Here is a 17,430-nt window from a genome sequence, read left to right as displayed (position 1 = left end):
CGTTCTTAACGCTACAACACCGCACGGACTGCAAGTCCGCGCTATCGGGTAAGACAACTCATAAACGCATTTTAGAAGTTTCTAAATTTAATGAAAGTGATAAGCTACCCATCTTCTCTATTATCGATGCATTCATCGCTAAACGTAAAATTCAAAGTATTTTAGACTAAAAAACCATACATAACAGGTGGCTTTAACTCAATAACGCGTTACAAACGCTGCTATTATTCACTCTCGTCACAGACGAGCGCGACATGGTACTACAGTAGGCTATCTTCTTGGTGAAAACAAAGACAGTAAACTACTCAAAGATCCTGCAATGCTTAAACGATTGCAGGATATTGAAAGCTTACCTAATGAAGACAAAAATGGGATTCTATATGCGCTGGATAATCTTCTTAAAGCGGCTAAGTTGAAGGCGATTTAATAATTATAAAACCTTTTATTTCTTAAACATAATAACACCAGCATATATACTATCACTATTAGATTGCACTAGAAGATTCTCTTTTGAGCTAAGAAAATTTTTATTTAATTTTGATAAGCTCACCAAACTTGTTACTAGATATGCACTGTCATTAAAACTTACTCTTTTTAGCTTTTTCTTATTTCTATTTGTTATAACTGTTACGGAATCATAAGGAACTTCAAATGAGTAACTAGATAAATTAATCCTTAAGCTATCTTTTAGGTAATCAAGAAAATAATTTTTCTTAAAGTCTATTAAAACGATATCTTCTCTCTTTAATTTATAAAACCTTTTCCTGGTTTGTGTATCCATGCCAGAATAGGAACCATAATATTCCCTTTTTTGAGTTTTCAATTTAATTTTTGAACAATCTTTTTTTATAAACGATATAGATCGAAAGCAAGAATGAAAAGCTCCTGGACATTCATATTCTTCATAAATAAAAGCTTTATTATAATTATTTAGTTTAACAATCCTTACATCGCTTTCAGTCCTAAATATTGACAAAATAGACAAGCCGATAATTAATATAACCTTATTCATTAAACTAGTCTTTAACTTTTTTCACTTTACCTTCTGTAAAGTTTTTTTCTCCTTCATAAGAACCTTCGACATATGTCCTAGAACCATCAGCAGCTAATTTTTTTCCATTTTTATCATTCCCTGATTCCGAATGAAAAACAGATGGCTTTCCATAATTAGATGATTTTTTGTTTGCATTTCGTTTATCTGTATTTTCATTCTTTTAATCTCTTTTTTGAATAATTTTTTGATCATTCCTTCTGTAACAGGTCTTTGATCTTCAAATATTTTTTTAATCGCTTCAATATCTCCCTTTTTCTTAATTTCATCCAAATCATCTTGAGAGACTGATGGACGACCCATTACACCGCCGTGACCATGATCAAGCCCTAAACTATGACCTATTTCGTCAGCTCCTGTGTTGTCATTACCCACACTTTTACGATTATGTATTTCATTTCCTGCTACAGTTACTCCACCCAATAATGGGTCAAACTCTTTTCCTTTTGATTTATATATTTCTTTAATTGTATCATCATCAGAAAAGAATACACCATTTGCTCCAGTATTCTTATTTTTTCTTACAACATCCATTACCTCCTCGTTAGTACATGTATCATTTTTAGAACCCAAAACGACAGTTTCTACTTGAACACGTAAGTCATATGTTTTCCCGTCTTTTGTTTGGTATTCAAATTTATCATTAAATGCTACCCATTGATTAACAGCACCTTGATCCGCTATTTTATCTTCTTCATTGGCATAATAGAAAACCTGTTTAATGGTTATTGTCTGATTTTTATGATCAATAACAACTATGTAATCTTTACCATCAAAGTCTTTGAATAAAATTGGATTATTTGCAGCAAAAACATAAGGTGATAACATTGGATACTTTGCTTCCAAAGGATCAGGAGCAAACCACCTCATTAAACGAGGATCGTACATTCTAGCTCCAAAGTCATAAGAGTTTCCTTCGCCTTTCACTTCATCATCGCGTTCCTGACCTTGGAATGAGTACCTGTACCTATCACTATCCACACTACCGTGACGGTTAGGTAGTAACATACCGCCAGGATAGTAATCAAAATGCTTTCAAAGCACGTATTTAAAAGAACGATTTAAAATAATATTTTTCTAAAATTACCATATTTAACTGAAATAGGAAGATTTTTTGTGTATATAAACCGTCAGGTTCAATGGGCCTTGTTGATAATAATTGCTCCAAGATTTACTAGGCATCTTTTATCGGTGATGAATCTCGAAAATATGATTTGAGAACCAATAAAAAAGCCATCTTGAAAAAGATGGCTTTTTTTATTAATTACAAGTAATTACTTAAGCTTCACATGTAGTACATTCTTTTTGTTGTTTGAATTTTTGTGCAGCATTCATACTGTGCTGGTAATACAGTGACTTAAGACCTAATTTCCATGCATTGATATGAATTTTATTAATCTCTTTAATAGGCATATCTGGATGAACGATTAAGTTAACCGACTGACCTTGATCAATATGATTTTGACGGTTTGCAGCTTGATAAACGATATCGTTTTGATCTAATTCAGGGTAAGTTCTAAAAACATCTTTTTCTTCTTCTGTTAAGAAATCTAAATGCTGTACAGATCCATCATGATCGCGAATATCTCTCCACACTTCTTTGTTGTTCATTCCTTTTTCTTCTAAAAGCTCTACAAGGAATGGGTTTTTGATGGTGGTTTTAATTTTTGCAATATCTTTTACATAAATATTAGACCAAATAGGTTCAATTCCTTGAGATACCTGACCCAAAATAAAGGCACTAGATGTAGTAGGCGCTACTGCGTTAAGTGTCGCATTTCTACGGCCATAACCTTTAAGAACCTCAGGTTCTCCAAATTTTTTGGCTAGTTCCTCACTTGCTTTGTAAGAACGATCTTTTATTTCTCTAAAAATTTCACTGTTCAAATTGAATGCTTCTTGACTTCCAAACGATAAACGTTTTGATTGTAAAAGTGAGTGCCATCCTAATGCTCCTAAACCTAAAGAGCGATTTGTTTTTGCAAAATTGTAGGCGCGCTCCATAAATAAGAACGTTTGACGATCATCTCTATTTTCAGAATCTCTATACGCTTCTAATTTTTCAACAAATTCAGTGATAATAGCATCTAGGAAGTAGATCATGGTTTCTACTGCATCAGTATCTTTCCAGTCATCATAGTGCAATAAATTAACACTTGACAGTACACAAACGAACGACCAGTCGTCATTTGAAGGTAGCATTATTTCTGTACATAAATTGCTGGCATAAATAGGAAGGTCTTTGTCTTGGTAAACATCGGCAGCACCTTTATTAGCATTATCTGTAAAGAAAATGTATGGATAACCCATCTCACCACGACGTTGAAGAACTTTGGCCCAAATGGCTCTTTTTTCAGTGTCACCACCAATCATTTCTTCCATCCAGTCGTTAGTCACAGTTACACCGTGAGTAAGACTTTGAATTGGGTTTCCTTCAGTACCTATTTCTAGAAACTCCATGATGTCTGGATGTTCTACAGGTAGGTAAGGAGAGAATCGGCCACGACGCACTGATCCTTGACTTACTACATCGACCATTGACTCAAACAATTGCATGATGTGTACAGCACCAGAAGCTTCTCCATTATTTTTTACAGCCGCACCACGATGACGTATTTTACCAAAATAACCTGATGTACCACCACCTAATTTTGACATCATACCAACTTCTGACTGCGTATATAGGATGTTACCCATATCATCATCGATATGAGATCCAAAACAACTTATAGGAAGACCGCGACGTTTACCAAAGTTTGACCAAACTGGAGAGGCTAATGAATAGAAACCTCTAGACATGTAGTCATAAAACTTATCTGAAAAACCTGGCATGCCTAGGATTTTTTCAGCATGATCTGCGATTTCTCTAATACGTTGTTCAGGAGTTACTCCTTGGGTTAAATATCCTGATTCAAGAAACCTACGACTGTAATCGTTTAACCAGTAAAACGGTTCTTGTCGTTTTTCCTTACTTTTCTGTAGGGTTTCTTTACGTGCTTTTAGTAATTGTTCTGCAGCAGATGGTGCTGCTTGTTGCTCTTGAACCTTTTGTTCTTGCTTGTTTTCTTGAATCATAATTAAAATAAGTCGTCGCTGGTTATACTTTGTTTTCTTTTTGTGTAGTTAATAGATCTTTTTACAAAAAAGTCTACGTGCTTGGTGGCAATGATTTCTTCATCAAACCATTCTGTTTGACCGAGAAGTTCTTCATCTACTTCAAAGATGGCCTCATTACCAATGCTGATTAGGGAACGATTGAAACGGTTTTTGATAAACTCGTTTACAACCGCTTTAGGAAGGAAGTCAAGTTCACCTGCTTCAAAGATCCAATCTACAATAGCTTTTTCTGCCTCGTAGGCTTCTCTACAGATGTTTTGAATTTTTTCGGTATAGGATTCATTGAACCACTCTGGACGCTCGTCTTGGAAAATTTTAATTAGATCGATACCAAAGTCACCGTGTATTTGTTCTTCTTTAGATGTTGCCTCAACCACATTTGAAATTCCTTTAAGCATATTTTTATGCTTGTTAAAGGCCATGATGATCAAGAATTGAGAGAAAAGGGAAACATGTTCAATGAAAATAGAGAACAGAAGAATAGATTCTGCATATTCTTTATCGCTTTCACTTTTTGAATTACGTAAAGCGTTTTCCAAATACTGAACACGCTTCATAATTACAGGATTTTTCTTAAGTTTTTTAAACTCTTCATTTAATCCTAGAATTTCAAGTAGGTGTGAGTAGGCATCTGCATGACGTACTTCACTTTCAGCAAATGTGGATCCTACTGATCCTATTTCTGGTTTAGGCATGCGATGGTATATATCGCCCCAGAAACTTTTAACCGCAACTTCGATTTGAGAAATAGCGAGCATCGTATTCTTGATGGCACTACGTTCTACATCAGTTAGTCTAGATTTGAAATCTTGAATATCGCTTGTGAAGTTGTATTCGGTATGTATCCAGTAAGAATGTCTAATTGCAGGAACGTATTCATATAATTGTGGATACTCGTATGGTTTTAGGTTCACTCGTTTTTCAAAGATATTGGAACGACGTCCCATAGCTCTTTTTTCACGGTATATGATATAGGCTTTAGCTACATCATGAAAACCATTTTCCATCAAGGCCGTTTCAACATAATCTTGAATCTGCTCTACGGTAGGAATAAAACTAGCATCTTTATCCTTAATGGTACTTAATTTCTTGTAAACGGTAAGCGCCACATTTTGTGCGTCTTTTTCTTCACCATTTCCTTGCGCGTTCATTGCTTTTAAAACTGCCAATGTTACTTTATCCAGTTCAAAAGGAACAACGCTAAAATCTCTCTTTCTAATCGATGCTATTTCCATGCCCTATTTCTTCTTTAAATTAACGTTAAGTAAAATTGCGTATAAATTATTGGTGTAACTAGAAGGAGCAATTGAGGTTGTTCACAATGTTTTCAACAATGATTTAAAGTGTTGTAAAACAGTTTATTAGGTTAAATTTACTAGCTTGTTAAGCTAAGTTGTTGATAGTCTGTTCAAAGGTTTAACAATCCTTTATTTTGCAAAGGCTTAGCCAAATTTCAAATGTTATAAAACTCTTAAAATCTACTTTTTTATTTTTTGTTGATGGTTCACTTTTTTTCAAAATTTAACAATTACGAAGGACCGAAAACGTCAAAATTTAAAGTTGGCACTTTCAAAATGAAATGATATACGATGAGAGAATTTCGATAGAGTAGAAAAATCAATTATTTAAATGATCTAAGTTTAAAAATGAACTTCTTCACACCACATGAGTGAAATAAAAAAGGAACCCATCTTTGGGTTCCTTTTTATAATTCTAGTTAACCATTTAACTATAAAGATTGTATCACATACATATATAATGGCATGCCCAAGGTGATATTGAAGGGAAAGGTTATCGCTAGCGCCATAGGTAAGTATAAACTGGGGTTGGCTTTAGGTGCTGCTATACGCATGGCCGCAGGAACTGCAATATAACTTGCACTCGCTGCCAGTATGGCTATTAAAAATCTATCGCCTGGTTCTGAAAGTACAAATTGTGAAACCCAAGCGATAAAGATTCCATTTACAATTGGAATTATTAGAGCAAATCCTAAGGCAAACCAACCTTTCTTAATTAATGCACCAATTTTTTTACCGCTTTCAATACCCATATCTAATAAGAATACAGCAAGAAAACCTTTAAAAATATCTGTAGTAAAAGGTTTGATATCGGCTGCCTGTGCGTCGTTGGCTAGTATACCGATGACTAAACTACCCAGAATCATTAAAACGCTACCATTAGTTACCGCATGCTTAACTATCTTGCTCGTATCCTTATCTTTTTTATTTTTCTTCTTACTACATATCCTCATTAAAAGAACACCTACTATAATAGAAGGAGCCTCCATCAAGGCCATTACTGCCACCATGTGTCCGCCAAATTCTATTCCTTCCATTTCTAGGAAACTTATTGCAGTTACAAAGGTGACAGCACTTACTGATCCATAGGCTGCAGCAATTGCTCCAGCGTTTTCTAGGCTAAACCGAATTCTTAATATGAAAAAAGTGTAGACGGGTACGAGGGCAGCCAGAGCAATACCCATGATCAAAGCCCATAAAATATCGTTTGTAATAGGGCTGTGAGAAAGTTCTTGTCCACCTTTAAAGCCTATGGCTAATAGAAGGTATAGTGAAATGAATTTTGAAGAGGTTCGCGGAATTTCTAGGTCGCTTTTAATTTGTGAAGCAATAAGACCTAGAATAAAAAATAATAAGGCAGGATTTGTTAGGTTATCTGCCAGTAAATGTAAATCCATAAGTATTTAGTAATCTTAGAATTAATCTAGAACCTCAATTTCTAAAGTTCCTTTAATGCGTAACTTTTTGCCGCTTTGTTTAATCTCTTTATAAAATTCTCGGTAAGATTGACGTTCTTCATTTAGTTGTGCCACGCGGTCATCATCATAACTTGTATCTTCATAAAGATTACCTTCAGCTATCGAAAGTCTATGTAGTTTATGGAAATTAATTTTTTCTTTGATTAACGCATTAATGATATCCAAAGATTCTTGCGGTGTAAAAGTCCCTTCTACGAGATTGACTTTGTGGTTAATCATTACAGACATATTACTTGTTTTTAGAGTTAATAAATTTTAATGAAATGAGTAAGAAAATAATACCGCTAGAAAATACTAAGGGTTTAAAGTGATAGGTATTATTCCAATAACTATATATAACGGCAACGAGTAAAATTGTTAAAAAGCTAGAAACCGATAAAACTTGTAATCCTTTACTTATTTTTGTCTTATCAATTTGAATGCTAATAAGTTGCGCAGTTGTTTTCAACCGGATTAATTTTCTCTTTGAATTATGATTGGAATACAGGTTTTGTGTTCTTGCCATAACATGCTCTCATTTACGGTGCAAAGGTTGAACATCATTTGCATATATTTTTATTTATATTTTTTATCTTTACCATAAAATAAGTTTATGCATTACACCTTACATCAATTACAAATTTTTATAGAGATTGTTAAGCATAGAAGTATCACAAGGGCATCTGAAAGTCTTTTTTTAACCCAGCCAGCAGTATCCATACAGCTTAAAAAATTTCAAGAGCAATTTCCCTTACCCTTAACTGAAGTAGTTGGTAGACAGCTTTATGTAACTGATTTTGGTGAAGAAATAGCTCGCACAGCAATCAATATTCTTGAACAAATCAAGGAAATGGAGCACAAGGTTCAACGCTTTCAAGGAAAGTTGGCTGGGACTTTAAAAATCTCTGTAGTCTCTACCGGTAAGTATCTAATGCCTTATTTCTTATCAGGTTTTATAGATGAACATCCACAAATTGAGTTTAAAATGGATGTGACTAACAAACAAAGAGTAATAAAAGATTTGGAGGAGAATCTAGTAGATTTTGCTCTTGTTTCTGTATTGCCAGAGCATTTATCGCTTAAAACCTTTTCTATATTTAAAAATGAACTTTTCTTAGTAGGGAACAAAAAAGAATAAATAAATTAAAGGAAGGTGAAGATATTTTCATGAGTCAACCACTATTATACAGAGAATCGGGTAGTGCTACTCGCAATGCGATGGAAGATTTTTTAAAAGCAAATGAATATCCAATTACAAAGAGAATTGAATTAACTTCAAACGAGGCACTTAAACAAGCTGTAATAGCTGGACTGGGTTTTTCAATTATGCCCAAAATCGGAATCAAAAATGCTCTTGAAATGGGATTGATTGAGACCGTTGATTATCCGGGCTTACCTATAGAAACGAAGTGGAACCTAGTATGGTTAAAAAACAAAACGCTTACACCAGTGGCGCAAGCGTATATTGATTACTTATCTGATAATAAAAGTAGCATTATCGACGAGCATTTTAAATGGGTAGTAAGTTAAACCGTCATAGAAAATAACTGTGTATCAGGTTTTTTTCTTTTAAGTCTTAAATCAAACGGTAGGCATATATTTCTAACAAAGGGTTTACCTTTTGCAGTAATAGTAACACCGTTTTTATCCAGAATAACTAGTCCGTCGGCTTCCAATTCTTTAAGAGCTATAAGAACATCTGGAACTTCATCAAAATAATCTGAGCTTGAAGTCCAGTTAGTAGAAAATTGACACATTAATTTCAAAATATGCCTTCTTATAATCATATCTTCTTCCGTAAGGATATGACCTCTAAAAACAGGAAGTATACCTAGGTCTACTGCTTGCTTGTAGTCCTCTATGTTTTTATGATTTTGTGCAAATCCTGACCAACTATCACTTATTGAGGAAACACCTAGACCTATCATTAAATCTGTTTTGGAACTGTTATAACCCATGAAATTACGATGTAGTTTACCGTTATGGATTGCAGCAGCAAGAGTATCATCGGGCAGTGCATAATGATCCATGCCGACCTCTACATATCCTGCTTGTGTCAATAAGAGTTTTCCCGTTTCATATTGCGCTCTTTTAATCGTAGGATGTGGTAAATCCTCGTCCTTAAAACCACGTTGTCCATTACCTTTAATCCATGGCACGTGTGCATAACTATAAAAAGCAATGCGATCTGGTTTAAGTTCTATCGTTTTTTCAATTGTCGATATTACATCTTCTAAGGTTTGAAAAGGTAAACCGTAAATGATATCGTGTCCTACACTACTATAACCTATGTCTCTAGCCATTTGAGTAGCTTGTTGAACATTTTCAAAAGGTTGAACTCTATTTATAGCTTTTTGAACCTTGAGATTGTAATCTTGAACACCATAACACACTCTAGAAAAACCTAAATCATGTAGAACTTTTAAGTGTTCGTATGTGGTATTGTTAGGATGTCCTTCAAAACTGAACTCTACGTTATCATCCCGATATGCATTTTTGAAAATGCCGTCAATAAGTTGTTTTAGATTCTGTGGTGAGAAAAATGTTGGAGTTCCACCACCCAAATGAATTTGTTTGATTCTAGGTTTTTGCTCCCTTAAATCTAAATACAAATCAAATTCCTTTAAAACACTTTCAATATAAGGTGTTTCGACCTTATGATTTTTAGTAATTCTTTTGTTACATCCACAAAAAGTACACATGCTTTCGCAAAAAGGTAGGTGTATGTATAAAGAGATGCCAGTATTTATTCCGCTTTCGCGAAAGCTAACTTTAACAGATTCCTTCCAGGACTCAACGTTAAAAGTAGTATCATCCCAATAGGGAACTGTAGGGTAACTGGTATAACGAGGACCAGCTACGTTATACTTTCTAACTAAATCCATTTCTAGAACAATAGATTAATTGTCGTAATGAGGAAGCAAATGATTAAACTTGCTATAAGTGCCTTTAATACACGTTCTGGTTTTTGAACTGTTAGAATAGAAGCATTTACGATATTACAAATCGTTACCACAAGAAATATTTGAATCATTTGTGAGACACCACTACCATTATTGAAAATGGACAATACCGCAAATCCTCCTAAACAGGTTGATGCTATAATAGCTAGTGCAGCATACATCATGAAGTGATTTTCCCAGTCTTTTTTTAAATTGTTATACAAAGTGCTCATACCTATAAATTTTAAATTTGATACAAATCTAGAACCGACTACAAGCCATAAAGGATGACTTTTGTCACCCTAAAGAGTGATAAAGTTTTCCTAATTAGTAAAACACTGATACTTTTATTATTACGCCTGTTTTATTTTGGACATTTAAATAGCATATATTGAAATATTTCTACCTATCCGTAATACTGATAATCCTAAGTTGTTCCGCTCTTAACGCTCAAGAAAAAAAGGGAACTATTGAAGATCTTAAAGAGTTTTTTACTTTTTACCCGAATCGTAAAGCTGTAGAAAAAGATAGTAGTTTATACCTACAAAAATTTATCGCCGCACCGGTGATAAGTTATTCTCCAGAGACCAGTTTTGCTTTTGGAACAGGAGCAAAATATTTATTCAAATTTAATGGTAGTGGCGAGGAAACTAGAACTTCAAACATGCCGATCACCTTACAGTATACGTTAAACAATCAGTTCTTTTTGTATTCTGGATTTGAGGTTTTTACCAATCAGGAAAAATGGGTGATTGAAGGAAATTTGTTGTTCCAGAATTACCCTAGGCTTTATTACGGTATGGGAAACAATTCACCTGAAAGTAATGAAGAACAGTATAATTATTATCAATTTTTATTTGAGCCTATATTTCTCAAACAAACCTCACTTAGGTATTTATTTCTAGGAGCTGGTGTAAGGTATAATATAATCTATGATGTTGAAATAGAACCAGGAAAACTTATTGATCAAACTAGACCTAGTGGTTATGATGGTTCAACATCGGCTGGTGTAGAAGCTGCATTATTATACGATAGCCGTAGTAATATATTAAATGCTCAAGACGGATGGTATTTGGAATTTACACATGGTAAATATTTTGAAGCAGTAGGTGGTACTCATAAGTTCAATCTTACTCGTTTTGATTTAAGACATTATATTGACGTATCACCAAATAACCTTGACATTCTTGCTATACAAACAATAGGTAGGTTCACGCGAGGAGATATTCCTTTTTCAGAATTTTCTTTTTTTGGAAGTAGTGAAATTATGAGAGGTTACCGTGAAGGTAGGTACGTGGACCGCGATTTACTAGCTGGTCAAATAGAGTACCGTAAAAACTTTAAAGATAGTAGGATAGGGCTAGTAGCTTTTGTAGGTGCCGGCGATGTCTATAATAATATATCTGATTTTCAGTTTGACAGCTTAAAATTTAATTATGGTGCTGGACTAAGATTTATGCTAGATAAATCAGAAAATTTAAATCTAAGACTTGACTACGGCCGTGGACAAAATGGAGCTAGTAGCTTTTACTTAAGTATTGCCGAAGCTTTTTAAGCATCCTTAATTCAAATGAAGCGGATAATCAATATCTAATAAGGATAAGAATTCATCTTTTTTAGTGACTCCATTTACCAAAGCCTTGAGCTTTGTAAATTCTTCACCATTAAAAACAAGCGTAAGATTCTTTTGTTTAGTGTGAATTGGAATGCGACGTTTTTTATTTTTCATCATCTCAGAGTTATTCCAAAACGACATAGGAATGTCATTAATATAATTTTGAAATGTTTCAAACTCATTCACAGTGAACTTAAAAATGAAATTAGAAAAAACAAGCGAATAACAATCACAACCATTGCAATAGTTAAGTTCACCAAATTGATTTTTTGTAATTAATTGAAGTTCGTGATTCATGAAAAATAATTAATCGGTTATAAACCCTTTATTTACAGTGCAAATATAATCTATTTTTAATTATTCTAAATAAATTTAGAGTGTTAAAGTTCATTTATCTTTATTTATTCTAAATGCATATTACTGGTAATTAACAACTTATTGAATATTCTTCTTGTAAAGTGTTATATCTTTAAATAAAAATCAAAGATTATGGCAATTAGATTAGGAAATACTTGTGGAAATTGTTCAAACTTGAACGCAGATAATACATGTAAAATTCATGAAGTGGCAGTGAGCAGTAGTTACACTTGTAACAGTTTTGATATGCGTGCCGATCTTAATAATGAACACGATTGCGCACAATGTGCTAGATTCAAGTCATCTTCTTGTCCTCATCCAGAAAAGGCAAGCGCAGGAATGATGTGTGAGGCTTGGGCACCAGAAAAAGTTACTGCTTAATAGGCTTCCAACTTACTACATATTATCCTTACGGACTGTATTAATAACAGTCAGTAAGGATTTTTTGATTTTTATACATTTGTTCTAGTTGGATCTCAGGATTCTCTTTGTTCCATAATTCTAATAAGTCTAGAACTTCGTTTTGCATGGATAAAGATCCGCAGATCATGATGACTGCGCCTTGTAGCAAATCAGTAGTGATTTGTTCTTTGTGTTCAGCTACTTTATGTTGTACATATTCTACAACTTCGTTTTCTCTAGAGTATGAAATATGATAATTAGATACTTGTTGCTTTTTATGAGCATCTTCTAGATATTCTCCATAAATGGAAAGACTCTCTATGTTTTTTCCACCCCAATATAAATCTACAGGTATGTTCGTTTTATTTTCATCCAGCATTCCTAGAAAAGGTGCTATTCCAGTACCATTTGCTACCATAATAATTTTTGGAGCATCTTTAGGAAAATGAAAGCTGGTATTTGTTTTAATTGTGGCCATGATATCATCGTTTTTATGGCAGTTTGCTAGATAAGTGGAACACAGTCCGTGTTCGTGCTTTCTAACACTTAAGACTATTTTGTTTTGTATACGAGCTATCGAGTACTGCCGTGCCTTTGCTGTTTCACTTGCATAAACCTCTAATAAGTCTCCAGATTGATAGTCATTATAACTAGTAGGTTGTAAGCTTATGATAAAGGTTTCATCCTTATTTAATGGGCTGCGATGAGTTACCTTAAATTTTTGTTTCTCAATATTGCTTTTAGAAAACTGGTCAACCTTTAGTTCCATAGGAAAACCTGATTTTTGTTGCCATAACTGCAGCCACTGCTTACAAGTTTCTTCTGGTTGGTGTTCTTCGTCTACCTCAGTATACGGCAGGTATGGTTTCATATTTTCATCTTTTACTAGACGATGATAAACTTGTTTTCCAAACTCATTGTATTTTGGATAGATAGAAGAACCAAATCCTACTACAGACACAAATAATGATCTAGGTTGATCAATTTTTTCTAGTCTATCAAAAAACTTCCTAGCATTAGTAGGCGCATCGCCATCACCATAGGTTGCTGTAAAAATGATGAGGTGTAAGGCACGCTCGTATTGCTGGTAATGATTAAGATCACTTAAGAATACTTTTTTACCTGTGCTTAAGAGTTGTTGTGTGAACGCTTTCGCGAAAGCGTAGGTACTACCACTTTCAGACCCTACTAAAACGATATATTCACTATCCTGTACGCTTGAAAGTTCTAGCTTGTAATTTTTCTTAGGCCTACGTTTCCAATAAATGACACATCCTGAAATAATAAAATATAGTATTCCTATACAGGATATTCCCAAGATCACAGACCACAGCGGCGATGCGCTCCCAGTATGGAAAATGGTACTGTAATAAGAAACAAGTGCTGTAAAAGGATTTTCTACCTGATCGATGACTTCACCCGTGTGTTGTGCGACCAGAACACTTTTTTCCTTTAAATAAATTTCATAATAATCTATGGGATCACTTGAAAAAGGAAAGTTGACTTCTTTAACCTGATCTAGGGTCGTGGTCTTAAAAAAGACTTGATTTTCAATTGTTTCTAATGGTAACTCCTCATCAGGCGATAAACTCCAATCTAAAGATTGATTCTCAACAGGAATCAAATCAAACTGTTCCAGTGAAAGATAAACACCAGTGATAGCAATAATTAGAATAGGTATCAAAAGCCAGCGACTAAGTATTACGTGGTATTTTTTATGGAATTCCTTATCCTTTATAGAGGAAAACCATTTGCTAAATCCCCCTGGCGCTGTGCTAATAAAAATATCCCAGATACGATTATTAAGATTAATAAAAAGGTGGAAACACCTATAAAACCTCTTCCTATTGATTTAAGGAATAGGGATCTATGTAAGTTTGTGAACCAATTGTAAATACTAGGTCGCGTTATTTCATCACCCAGAAACATGCCTGTTTTGGGATTTATGTAGCCGGTAACGCTTGTACCTTCTTTAGTTACAACATCGGCCAGAACAAGGCCTTGCGAGGTTGTAGAAAGTGTAATAAGCTCGTCGTATTCTTGTTGTAATTTATGAATAGTTTGTCCTAGGCTTAATTCACTTAAATCGATTTTATCTGGTTGTTTGAAGTCATAAAAAATCGGTTCAGTTGAAAGTACTAAACCTGTAATCGCAGCTACTACCAAAAAAAGGGAGGAAATAGCTGCGAGTACAAGGTGACTGTATCTATATATAGATGTAATCACTTATTTATTTTTGAGGCATTAATCTCACGTATCTAATCCAACCTGTACCATCAACTTTAGATTTAAGATTACTATCAGTTAAATCTAGTTCCAAATCTACTTCATTGTAATCTTGATCCTCTACAGCAGTTTCAAAACGTAGTTTGTGATTGGAATTTATGTATTGTGTAGGTATTTCAAGCACACTAATGGAACGCTCACCGCCAGCGATAGTCTCACCAGATATGGCGTCGATATCTGGTCTATGCTTACCGTAGAATTTCCACCATGAGTCAATCTCGCTATACCATTCTGGATCCTTTCCATGAACATAAATCGTTTCTTTATATTCTCCTTCTTTATCGGTTACAGATACTACTATGTAGGCACCTTCACCTGTATAATTTTTCATTTGAATCATACATTTTACGGCCGTTTTTGAAACGGTAGAAGCAGTAAAAGATAGACAAATCAAGGCAACAAGGGCCATGTATAATATTCTCATCATTTTTTAATTAGGGTTTTAGAAAATCTAGATTAGCATTTTCGTTCATCAATAACTCGTTTTCTAGAGCTAGGTCATAAACTGTTTCATCAAATGCAGTAGTAATTTGGGTACTTGCACCTTGATCGATTAAGAATTTTAATAATTCAGGATTCTTAGTTTGCATGGCAGCGAGATGAAGCGCCGTCATACCATCCTTATCAAGATCGTTTATCTTTTCTTTGGAAACAGTACTAATTAAGTTTAATAGTTTCAAGTTATCTTTTTTAACAGCTTCATGCCAGATGGTTGTTTCTGTTGAAATAGGAGCACTAAGTTCAATTCCGGCATCTGTAAGTAATTTCCATTTTTTGATGAAGTCATCGTGCCTAGAGCTGTTATAACTTTGAATTAGATGGTAAACCATGGATTGACCTTCCTTGTCTACAACAAGAGCGTTAGCCTTGTTTTTAAGAAGTAAGTCAACTACACTTGCGCGATTGTAACGCACAGCATGAGTTAAAGCGCTATATCCATTCTCATCTATTGTATTAATATCTTTTACTTTGTCTAATAGATAATCTATAACAGTGTTATCGTTACTACGTGCAGCATTCATGAAAGGCGTGATACCTTCTTTATTGGCTTGATTAATATCTACATTTTTATCTATGAAAAAATCAAATAATTTTAAATCTTTATTTCTTCCTGATAAATAATGCAGGGCATTTACTCCGTCATTATTTACAACATTAGGATCAATACCCAATTGTTCTAAATATTGATAGTCCTCTAGAGAATTTGAGTTTCCTCGTGTACCTCTTGCTGCAAATAAGAAGGCATTTCCACCATTCTCATTTTTGCTTTTATAGTCTATCCCTTTTTCAACCAACAGATTAAGAAAATCAGGATTAACCTTTTTACTAGCATAGTTAAATATGTTGTTCCCATCATAATCGGTTGCGTTTAGGTCAAATCCTTTGCTTATGAAGTAGGATAGGAGCTTCTCATCTTTTAAAGATGGAGCAATTAGAAGAAGAGCGTTGGCACCTTGTTTGTTAACTTGTTTAGGGCTACCACCGTTTTCAAATATAAAATCATACAAAGCCGTGTCTTGCTGTCCAGCATTCGCTGTGAAATTAAGATAGGTATAACCGTGACTGTCAATCACATCTGTATTGGCTCCATTGCTCATTAAGTATTCTAGGACTTGTAGATTCCCTTTATAACCAGCCCAAAAGATATAGGTTCTTCCGTCGTGTGTAAGTTTGTTTACATCATTTCCTTCTAACGATAATAAATGAAAGATTACATCATTATCAGCACCCGAATTAATCGCGTATACAACAGCATCAAAGGCATTTTGATTCAATTGAGTTGCATCGTTTCCGGCCGCGATGTCTTGTTTTACTTGTTCTAGACTAGGTTTTGAATTCCAGTAGGATCTTTCTAAAAATACATTGTTTTGCGCGATTGAAAACGAGCTTACAACAACGCATAGGATTAAGTTTAAAATTCCTTTCATTATTTAGGGTTTGAGATTATGAATGATTCAATAATAGGATCAATTTGATCTTTAGTTTTAATTTCTTCATCAAATAAATGCTTGAAAAGCACTTTATTATCTACTTTTTCATGTAAATGTAAATCGGTGTTACGGTTGTAAACTTCGTCCCATTTAGAACGTACGGTACTCCATTTGTCGTTATTATCTTTCCACCATTGAGCCGCCGCTGCACAACGACTATCGTCTACTCTTTTGTAGGTATTATAACCTTTTTCGGCTGCTAGTACTTGATCCTCTTGTCCTTCTTTACGTATGATCTTTAAGTTGTCTTGATCATGTACCCAACCATAATCCGTAATTTCGTGACGATTACCTCTCATCGTTACGTTGTAATCGCTACGAGTGGTATATTCTCTACGAGGTAATGGAGCACTAGTGGTATTTTCCCAATAGCTTTTACCATCAACATGCACCCAGGTTCCTGTACCTTCATATCTAGGACTGTCATCAACTTGATATACCTTTTGAGTCCATTGACCCTTTACGTCCTTTTTGTCTAATTGAATAAAATCCCATTTGTTGTCGGCGTTGTATTCATATAAATCTGTATTCTCATACAGCCAATCTTGCCTCCAATGTTTCACGATATATGGATTTGAAGGATCTCCTACTTGAAGTAAGTGTTGAATTTGGATTTTGTCTTTTTCTTCAGTAACCAATTGAGCCCATTCTAGTCCTTTATCAACTTTGGTTTTTGAGGGCTTATATAGTGAATCTTGGGAATAATTAAAGGTTTCCGCAAAGTTAAAAGTTACTTCAAAACAGCCACACATTTGTTTAATGGCATAAGCATCATCATTCTTTTTACTAGGAGCAGTTGCTGCAATAGAAATTAATAGAACACCAAGTATTAAAACTTTTTTCATGATTAGTACTAATTTTTTGTTGCTGCAAAAATAGTTGTTTTATTGATTCTAAATAAAAATAAAATATAT

At 34.2% G+C, this 17,430-nt stretch carries 18 protein-coding genes; 4 read left to right on the top strand and 14 right to left on the bottom strand.

The genetic code is table 11. The annotated features are described in order from the left end of the window. Window positions 1-442: 442 nt before the first annotated feature. From BST91_RS07470 to BST91_RS07445, 6 genes are all read right to left on the bottom strand, one after another. Entirely contained in the window at window positions 443-1,012 is a 570-nt protein-coding gene (locus tag BST91_RS07470) for a hypothetical protein (protein WP_085774996.1), read from the bottom strand. Window positions 1,013-1,105: 93 nt separating this feature from the next. Then, complete coding sequence (locus tag BST91_RS07465; protein ID WP_085774995.1) at window positions 1,106-2,059, bottom strand: RHS repeat domain-containing protein; 954 nt, start codon at window positions 2,057-2,059, stop codon at window positions 1,106-1,108. 270 nt (window positions 2,060-2,329) lie between these two features. After that, window positions 2,330-4,126: a ribonucleoside-diphosphate reductase subunit alpha gene (locus BST91_RS07460; protein WP_042277924.1), complete on the bottom strand. Its 1,797-nt coding sequence runs from the start codon at window positions 4,124-4,126 to the stop codon at window positions 2,330-2,332. A gap of 2 nt (window positions 4,127-4,128) precedes the next feature. Beyond that, window positions 4,129-5,403, bottom strand: coding sequence for a ribonucleotide-diphosphate reductase subunit beta (locus tag BST91_RS07455; RefSeq protein ID WP_060524456.1), 1,275 nt, complete (start codon window positions 5,401-5,403; stop codon window positions 4,129-4,131). Between the two features lie 494 nt (window positions 5,404-5,897). Beyond that, on the bottom strand, window positions 5,898-6,863 hold the full coding sequence (locus tag BST91_RS07450) for a sodium-dependent bicarbonate transport family permease (RefSeq protein WP_085774994.1): 966 nt from the start codon (window positions 6,861-6,863) through the stop codon (window positions 5,898-5,900). 21 nt (window positions 6,864-6,884) lie between these two features. After that, window positions 6,885-7,163 carry a hypothetical protein gene (locus tag BST91_RS07445; RefSeq protein ID WP_244895590.1) on the bottom strand — a complete coding sequence of 93 codons (279 nt, stop codon included), beginning with the start codon at window positions 7,161-7,163 and terminating at the stop codon, window positions 6,885-6,887. A gap of 373 nt (window positions 7,164-7,536) precedes the next feature. Between BST91_RS07445 and BST91_RS13495 the strand changes: the two genes are divergently transcribed. Both BST91_RS13495 and BST91_RS13490 read left to right on the top strand, forming a co-directional pair. Further along, window positions 7,537-8,061, top strand: coding sequence for a LysR family transcriptional regulator (locus BST91_RS13495; protein WP_317043021.1), 525 nt, complete (start codon window positions 7,537-7,539; stop codon window positions 8,059-8,061). A 29-nt stretch (window positions 8,062-8,090) separates the two neighbouring features. Then, on the top strand, window positions 8,091-8,453 hold the full coding sequence (locus tag BST91_RS13490) for a LysR substrate-binding domain-containing protein (protein ID WP_317043020.1): 363 nt from the start codon (window positions 8,091-8,093) through the stop codon (window positions 8,451-8,453). On the opposite strand, the gene hemN is transcribed toward BST91_RS13490, so the two are convergent. Together hemN and BST91_RS07425 are read right to left on the bottom strand one after the other, a co-directional pair. Next, entirely contained in the window at window positions 8,450-9,808 is a 1,359-nt protein-coding gene (gene hemN / locus BST91_RS07430) for an oxygen-independent coproporphyrinogen III oxidase (RefSeq protein ID WP_085774993.1), read from the bottom strand. The genes BST91_RS13490 and hemN overlap by 4 nt on opposite strands. Window positions 9,809-9,810: 2 nt before the next feature. Further along, the gene (locus tag BST91_RS07425; RefSeq protein WP_085774992.1) at window positions 9,811-10,098 is read right to left on the bottom strand and encodes a hypothetical protein; all 288 of its coding nucleotides are present in this window, start codon (window positions 10,096-10,098) and stop codon (window positions 9,811-9,813) included. Window positions 10,099-10,256: 158 nt separating this feature from the next. On the opposite strand from BST91_RS07425, the gene BST91_RS07420 reads away from it, so the two are divergent. After that, window positions 10,257-11,420 (top strand): BamA/TamA family outer membrane protein, encoded by a 1,164-nt coding sequence (locus tag BST91_RS07420; protein WP_085774991.1) that lies wholly within the window; start codon window positions 10,257-10,259, stop codon window positions 11,418-11,420. 6 nt (window positions 11,421-11,426) lie between these two features. Here the strand turns inward: BST91_RS07420 and BST91_RS07415 are convergent, their stop codons facing one another. Further along, window positions 11,427-11,777 (bottom strand): DUF6686 family protein, encoded by a 351-nt coding sequence (locus BST91_RS07415; protein WP_085774990.1) that lies wholly within the window; start codon window positions 11,775-11,777, stop codon window positions 11,427-11,429. Window positions 11,778-11,969: 192 nt separating this feature from the next. Between BST91_RS07415 and BST91_RS07410 the strand changes: the two genes are divergently transcribed. Next, window positions 11,970-12,218 carry a hypothetical protein gene (locus tag BST91_RS07410; protein ID WP_042277939.1) on the top strand — a complete coding sequence of 83 codons (249 nt, stop codon included), beginning with the start codon at window positions 11,970-11,972 and terminating at the stop codon, window positions 12,216-12,218. A gap of 40 nt (window positions 12,219-12,258) precedes the next feature. Here the strand turns inward: BST91_RS07410 and BST91_RS13395 are convergent, their stop codons facing one another. Genes BST91_RS13395 through BST91_RS07385 form a run of 5 tightly spaced genes read right to left on the bottom strand, consistent with a single transcriptional unit; the run spans window position 12,259 to window position 17,361 of the window. Next, window positions 12,259-13,941, bottom strand: a complete 1,683-nt coding sequence (locus BST91_RS13395; RefSeq protein ID WP_262497010.1) for a flavodoxin domain-containing protein — start codon at window positions 13,939-13,941, stop codon at window positions 12,259-12,261. 32 nt (window positions 13,942-13,973) lie between these two features. Next, window positions 13,974-14,465 carry a PepSY domain-containing protein gene (locus BST91_RS13390; protein ID WP_085774988.1) on the bottom strand — a complete coding sequence of 164 codons (492 nt, stop codon included), beginning with the start codon at window positions 14,463-14,465 and terminating at the stop codon, window positions 13,974-13,976. A 4-nt stretch (window positions 14,466-14,469) separates the two neighbouring features. Then, window positions 14,470-14,952, bottom strand: coding sequence for a DUF2271 domain-containing protein (locus BST91_RS07395; protein ID WP_157546917.1), 483 nt, complete (start codon window positions 14,950-14,952; stop codon window positions 14,470-14,472). A 7-nt stretch (window positions 14,953-14,959) separates the two neighbouring features. Further along, window positions 14,960-16,453 carry an ankyrin repeat domain-containing protein gene (locus tag BST91_RS07390; protein ID WP_085774987.1) on the bottom strand — a complete coding sequence of 498 codons (1,494 nt, stop codon included), beginning with the start codon at window positions 16,451-16,453 and terminating at the stop codon, window positions 14,960-14,962. Beyond that, the gene (locus tag BST91_RS07385; RefSeq protein WP_085774986.1) at window positions 16,453-17,361 is read right to left on the bottom strand and encodes a DUF6607 family protein; all 909 of its coding nucleotides are present in this window, start codon (window positions 17,359-17,361) and stop codon (window positions 16,453-16,455) included. The genes BST91_RS07390 and BST91_RS07385 overlap by 1 nt, the downstream gene beginning before the upstream one ends. Window positions 17,362-17,430: the final 69 nt, after the last annotated feature.

The sequence above is a fragment of the Nonlabens tegetincola genome (assembly GCF_002117085.1).
GTDB classification, from domain to species: Bacteria; Bacteroidota; Bacteroidia; order Flavobacteriales; family Flavobacteriaceae; genus Nonlabens; species Nonlabens tegetincola.
The sequence above is the reverse complement of the archived record's forward strand: the minus strand, read 5'-3'. Positions and strand labels throughout refer to the sequence as shown.